General features: G+C 31.6%; 4 protein-coding genes. All 4 read left to right on the top strand.

Annotated elements, in window-relative coordinates:
• Positions 1 to 1,400, top strand: a 1,400-nt coding sequence (locus tag RWS90_RS07565; protein WP_314550161.1) for a putative PEP-binding protein, incomplete at its 5' end; no start/stop codon positions are given.
• Positions 1,401 to 1,750: 350 nt separating this feature from the next.
• Positions 1,751 to 4,243 (top strand): transglycosylase domain-containing protein, encoded by a 2,493-nt coding sequence (locus RWS90_RS07560; RefSeq protein ID WP_314550159.1) that lies wholly within the window; start codon positions 1,751 to 1,753, stop codon positions 4,241 to 4,243.
• A gap of 183 nt (positions 4,244 to 4,426) precedes the next feature.
• Positions 4,427 to 5,287 (top strand): RNase adapter RapZ, encoded by an 861-nt coding sequence (rapZ, locus tag RWS90_RS07555; RefSeq protein WP_314550157.1) that lies wholly within the window; start codon positions 4,427 to 4,429, stop codon positions 5,285 to 5,287.
• A 4-nt stretch (positions 5,288 to 5,291) separates the two neighbouring features.
• Positions 5,292 to 6,099 (top strand): YvcK family protein (locus RWS90_RS07550; protein ID WP_314550155.1); only part of this gene is annotated, 808 nt, incomplete at its 3' end.

The raw sequence follows: 6,099 nt of genomic DNA, 5'->3' as shown, positions 1-6,099 counted from the left end.
AAGCAGTAGAAGCGGCGAAAACAAAACCTGTTATTTTAGTAAGAGAAGAAACTTCCCCGGAAGATATTGAAGGTATGATTAGTTCAGAAGCTATTGTAACTTTACGTGGAGGTATGACATCACATGCAGCTGTAGTAGCAAGAGGAATGGGGAAATGTTGTGTTTGTGGTTGCCAAAATATGATTATTGATTACAGTGGAAAAACATTGAAAATTTCAGGGATTACATTAAAAGAAGGAGATACTATTTCTGTTGATGGAAGCAGCGGTAGAATTTACCTAGGAGAAGTTGCTAAAATTGATGCTAGATTCAGCGATAGATTTAATAAGCTTTTAAGATGGGCTGATGAGATTAGGAGTCTTAAAGTACTAGCAAATGCGGATAATGAAATTGATGCTAAAGTTGCCTTTGATTTTGGAGCTGAAGGAATCGGATTATGTAGAACTGAACATATGTTCTTTGAAGAAGATAGAATAAGTTTAGTTAGAAAAATGATTTTAGCGAGTGATACTCATGAGAGAATTAAATTCTTAGATCGATTACAGCCAATTCAAAGTGAAGATTTTTATAAGATTTTTAAAGTGGCAAAAGGGAAATCTGTTAATATAAGATTATTAGATCCACCGCTTCATGAATTTTTGCCTAAAGATGAAAATACTATAAAAGTTATTGCTGAGGAAATAGGAGTAAGTGTTAATCAGTTAGAATCGAAAATTGCTAGTATTGCCGAATTCAATCCTATGATGGGGCATCGTGGTTGTCGACTTGGTATTACGTATCCAGAAATTTACTTAATGCAAGCAAAAGCAATTAGTGCAGCGGCGATTAGAGCCTGCAAAGAAGGTATAGAAGTAAATGTTGAGATTATGATTCCTTTAGTAGGTTTAGAAAAAGAACTTGCAATGTTACGTGAGCAAATAGTAGAACTGGTAGAAAAAGAGATTCAATTGTATAATGAAGATTTCAATTATAAAGTGGGAACTATGATTGAAATACCACGTGCATGCATAATTGCTGATAAGATTGCTAAACATGCGGATTTCTTTAGTTTTGGAACTAATGATTTAACTCAGTTAACATTTGGTTATTCTAGAGATGATGCTGAGAAATTTATTGATATTTATAAGAAAAAGAATATATTAGAGTCTGATCCATTTGTACATTTAGATGAAAGTGGAGTATTAGAACTTATGAAAATTGCAGTTGAAAAAGCTAAAACTGTTAAACCTGGTATTAAGCTAGGAATCTGTGGAGAGCATGGAGGAGATGAAAAATCGATTTTATTATGTTCTAAAATAGGACTAGGTTATGTATCTTGTTCTCCATATAGGGTGATAATCGCGAGAATAGCAGCAGCTAAAGCGGCTATTGATAATATTGAAGTTTTACAAACTAAATAAAATAGTTAAGAAGAAGCTATTATTGTAAATAAGCTGATCTCAGAAAGTTAGATTCTTTGGTCTGATTTTCAGAGATTGGTATAATAATAGCTTCTTTTTGTTTATAAATTATATTTTAATTGAAGGAAAAATAATAAGTGATTTAAGTTTAATATTAATTAATAAGTATATAATTGGAAGATCTTTTCTTATATTACAAAATTATTAAATAATAGTTAATATATGTAAAGAAAATTGATTTTTTTTCAATTATACATTAAAATTAATGTAGTGTAGTATACCATTATATTATGAAAAATTAATATTAATAAAGCAAAAGTTTAAATATCTAAAAAAAGAGAGGATATGCTATGGCAGAAAATAATAATAATCGGTTATCGAGAAAAGATAGGCACTCTCAAGAAAGAAAGAGTGTTATGCCAGGTGGTTATATATCTAGAGGAAATAATAATTCAACAAATAGCGGTCAATCAAGACGACCATTAACAAATGAAGAAATTATGAGAAGAGGGGGACCAAGTTCGAGTCGACCTGTTCCACCTAAAAGACCTCAAGGTACAAATCAAAGACAAACGTTACCACCATCTCAACCGAGAAATTCTCAACAGTCAGCAAGAGGTAATGGGCCAATAGGACCAAATAGAATAAGTAAACCTAATTTTAAAAAGAATAATAAGGTACTATGGATGAAAATATTAAGATATGGATTGTATGCAGCAAGTGTTGCTATTATATCTTTATTCTTATTATGTGTGTTTTGGATTTATCAAGCACCAGCATTTGATTCAAAAATCTTAGATAACAATTCTAGAACAATTGTTTATGATACGAACAATAATGAAGTAGCAAAATTAGGAAATCAAATTGGTGAAAACTTAGAAACGGCAGATATTCCTGAAAAGATGCAGGATGCAATTTTAGCTACAGAGGACAATAGATTCTTTGAACACGGAGCTGTTGACTTTAGACGTTTAATAGGTGCAGTAGTATCTAACCTTACTAGTGGATTTGGTTCGCAAGGGGCATCTACAATTTCTCAACAGTTAATTAAAAGAACATTTTTAGATGATAATAAGAGTGTAAAACGTAAAGTTCAAGAAGCATACTTAGCGTATAAACTTGAACAAAACTATGATAAAGAATCAATATTTACAATGTATGTAAATAGAATATATTATTCTGATGGAGTATATGGTTTAAAAACAGCAGCCAAATACTATTATGGAAAAGACTTGAATCAATTAACTCTTCCGCAAATGGCTCTTTTAGCAGGTATGCCTCAGCATCCAAATACATATAATCCATATGATAATCCGGAGGCTGCTAAAGCTCGTCGTGATACAGTATTATATTTAATGCAATATCATGGGAAAATCTCAGAAGCAGAATCAACAGCAGCTCAAAAAACTAATGTATTAGATGGATTAATAGAACGTGACGAAAGTGAACGTGTATTATTATCAAGTGAATTTGATTCAAAATATACTTCATATATGAATCAAATTGTAAATGAATTAAAAAATAGTAAAGAATTTAAAGATTATGAAGGTGACGTATTAAACTTAGGTCTTAAAATTTATACTAATTTTGATTCAAAAATTCAAGATACTTTAACAGAAAGTGTAAATGCTAACTATGCAGGAATAAAACAAGCAAGTAATGTGGCTATGGTTGTACTGAATAACGAAAATAGTGGTATAGCCGCTCTTTATGGAGGTAAAAAACAAATATTCCATGGATTTAATATTGCAACGCAGGCTAAGTTACAACCTGGTTCATCAATTAAACCAATACTAGCTTACGGACCAGCGATTGAGTATTTAAATTGGGGTTCTGATCATATAGTTAATGACTCTAAACTTCAAGGTTCACAAATTCAAAACTGGGATAGAAGATTTCATGGTAATACTACTATAAATAATGCATTAGTATGGTCATACAATATTCCAGCGATTAAAACATACCAAGAGGTTGGGTTTAATAGAGTAAAACAATATGCAGCTAATGTAGGTATGGAAATCACAGATGATTCTATTACTACGCCAATAGGAGGAAGTGGAGATGGATTTTCGCCATTACAAATGGCAGGAGCATATGTTCCATTTAGTAATGGAGGATACTATGCAACGCCGAAAGCTATTAAAAAGGTCTACGATAGTGAAGGTTCTGAAGTGAAGAGCTTTAGCAAAGATGATAGAAAACGTGTTATTAAAGAATCTACAGCATATATTATGACATCAATGTTAAGAAATGGAGTAAATGGTTTAGCTTCGTTTGCTCGTATTAGTGGAGCTGATATGGCTGTTAAGACAGGTACAACTACATTCGGTGAAGGAGAAGCTCAAAAGTATGGTTTCGATATTGATAACTATTCAAAAGACTCTTGGACAGTTGGATATACTAGTAATTATACAATGGCTGTATGGCAAGGATTTGATGCTATAGATGGTCCAACTAAGTTTATGACTCAAGATGATACACAAAAAACTCAAGCATTATATCGAATTAATATGCAAAATATAGTTCGTATTCATCCGCCAAAAGGATTCTCAGTTCCTGGGAATGTCGGATCTATAAATGGAGGAGTTAAGGTTATTTCTGAAAGTGAACGTCGTCAAATTGAAGAAGAGAATAAACGTAATCAAGAAGAAAAAGATAAACAAAATGATAGCGATAGTGATAATAGTAGAAATGATAGTAACTCAAGTGATAGCAATACTTCAATAATTAGAAATCAAAATGGATTTTCAAATAGTAATACTACAACGAGAGGGAATACAACTGGAACTACAACTAGCAGAACAACTGGCACAACTACTAATAGGAATAGAACTAATTCATAATTAATTTAAAACTACTGTAAGATAGATTCTTACGGTAGTTTTCTTTTTTTATATTTTTAAAATACTACACAAATATACAGAAATGTTGTACAATAAAGGAATGGAGCAGTTTATTATTTCTTTGTTAAACTGAATTTATTATTCCATAAAACTTATAGAATATTATAAAATGGATGTGAAATTATGAAGAAAAAGTTAGTTATAATCACGGGAATAAGTGGAGCAGGGAAAAATACAGCATTAGAAGTTTTTGAAAATCAAGGGTATTTTTGCACGGACAATTTACCAGGATTAGTAGTGGAAGATTTTTTAAGAATAATTGAAGAAAAAGAGATTGATAAGACAGCAATAAGTATAGATATCAGAAGTAAACACCTTTTTGTAGATTTAAAAGAATTATTAAAAAAAATACAACATAGTGAGTATTTTGATGTGAAAATAATATTTTTGGATAGCGATGATCAGGTGTTGGTTAATAGATATAAAGAGACTAGAAAAAATCACCCATTGTCGACGGAATTTAGTTTGCTTGAGGGGATTTCTCAGGAAAGAAAAGATATGGATGAAGTTAAAGGTATTGCAAATTATATCTATGACACTACTAATACGACTGTAAAAGATTTGAAGAAGAGAATATTAGAAGATTTTGGAATCGAGAAAAAAGATAGTTATCATATTACAATTTCTAGTTTTGGATATAAATATGGAGTGCCGATAGATGCGGATAACATTGTTGATGTTCGTTTTCTAAAAAATCCATTTTATATAAATGAACTTAGAGAAAAAACTGGGCAGGATAGTGAAGTTTATAACTTTGTTTTTGATGATGAAGTTACTCAAGAGTTTTATGATAAGTATTTAGATCTTATGACGTATATGGTGGATAAATATCAATATGAAGGAAGAGATAAGGTTGCAATAGCTGTGGGTTGTACAGGTGGAAAACACCGTTCTGTAAGTGTAGCAAGAAGATTGTATGAAGATATCTCAAAATTGGGCTATAGAGTACACTTAGAACATAGAGATATTAATAAGGGTAGGTAATGATATGAGAACTAAAGTAAAAGTAGTTACTATTGGAGGGGGAACTGGATTATCAGTTCTTTTAAGAGGTTTAAAAAAATATCCTCTTGATATAACGGCCGTAGTAACGGTAGCAGATGACGGAGGAAGTTCTGGAAAGATAAGAAGTGATATGAATATTCCCTCACCAGGAGATATTCGAAATGTTATAGCGGCATTATCAGATGTGGAGCCGTATTTAGAGAAAATGTTCCAATATCGCTTTGATAGTGGTGAGGTTAAGGGACATCCAGTAGGTAATTTAATGATAGCGGCTATGACAGACATACATGGTGACTTTTCTACAGCAGTAAAAGTTATGAGTAGAATTTTAAATGTGCGTGGTACTGTCTTGCCGACAACTAATGATATAGCGACTTTAAATGCAGTATTGTCAACGGGAGAAATTATAAGAGGAGAATCTTCGATAACTGAAGCTGGAGGAGTAATAGATCATGTGTATATCACTCCTTCTAGAGTTAAACCAAATGAAGATGTACTAAGGGCTATTGAACAGGCAGATTATATTATAATGGGACCTGGTAGCTTATATACTTCTATAATTCCTAATTTAGTAATATCTAAAGTCTCAGAAAAAATAAGAGAAAGCAGTGCTAAGAAGATATATATTTGTAATGTTATGACTCAGCATGGAGAGACGGATAATTATTCAGTTTCTGATCATGTCGTTGCAATAAACAAACATGTAGAAGAGAATATTTTTGATTTGGTAATTGCGAATTCACGTGAGTTTGATGATAGTATTTTATCGAAATATCACAAAGAAAAACAAG

This window comes from uncultured Gemella sp. (assembly GCF_963529685.1).
In the GTDB taxonomy this organism is placed as follows: domain Bacteria; phylum Bacillota; class Bacilli; order Staphylococcales; family Gemellaceae; genus Gemella.
The sequence above is the reverse complement of the archived record's forward strand: the minus strand, read 5'-3'. Positions and strand labels throughout refer to the sequence as shown.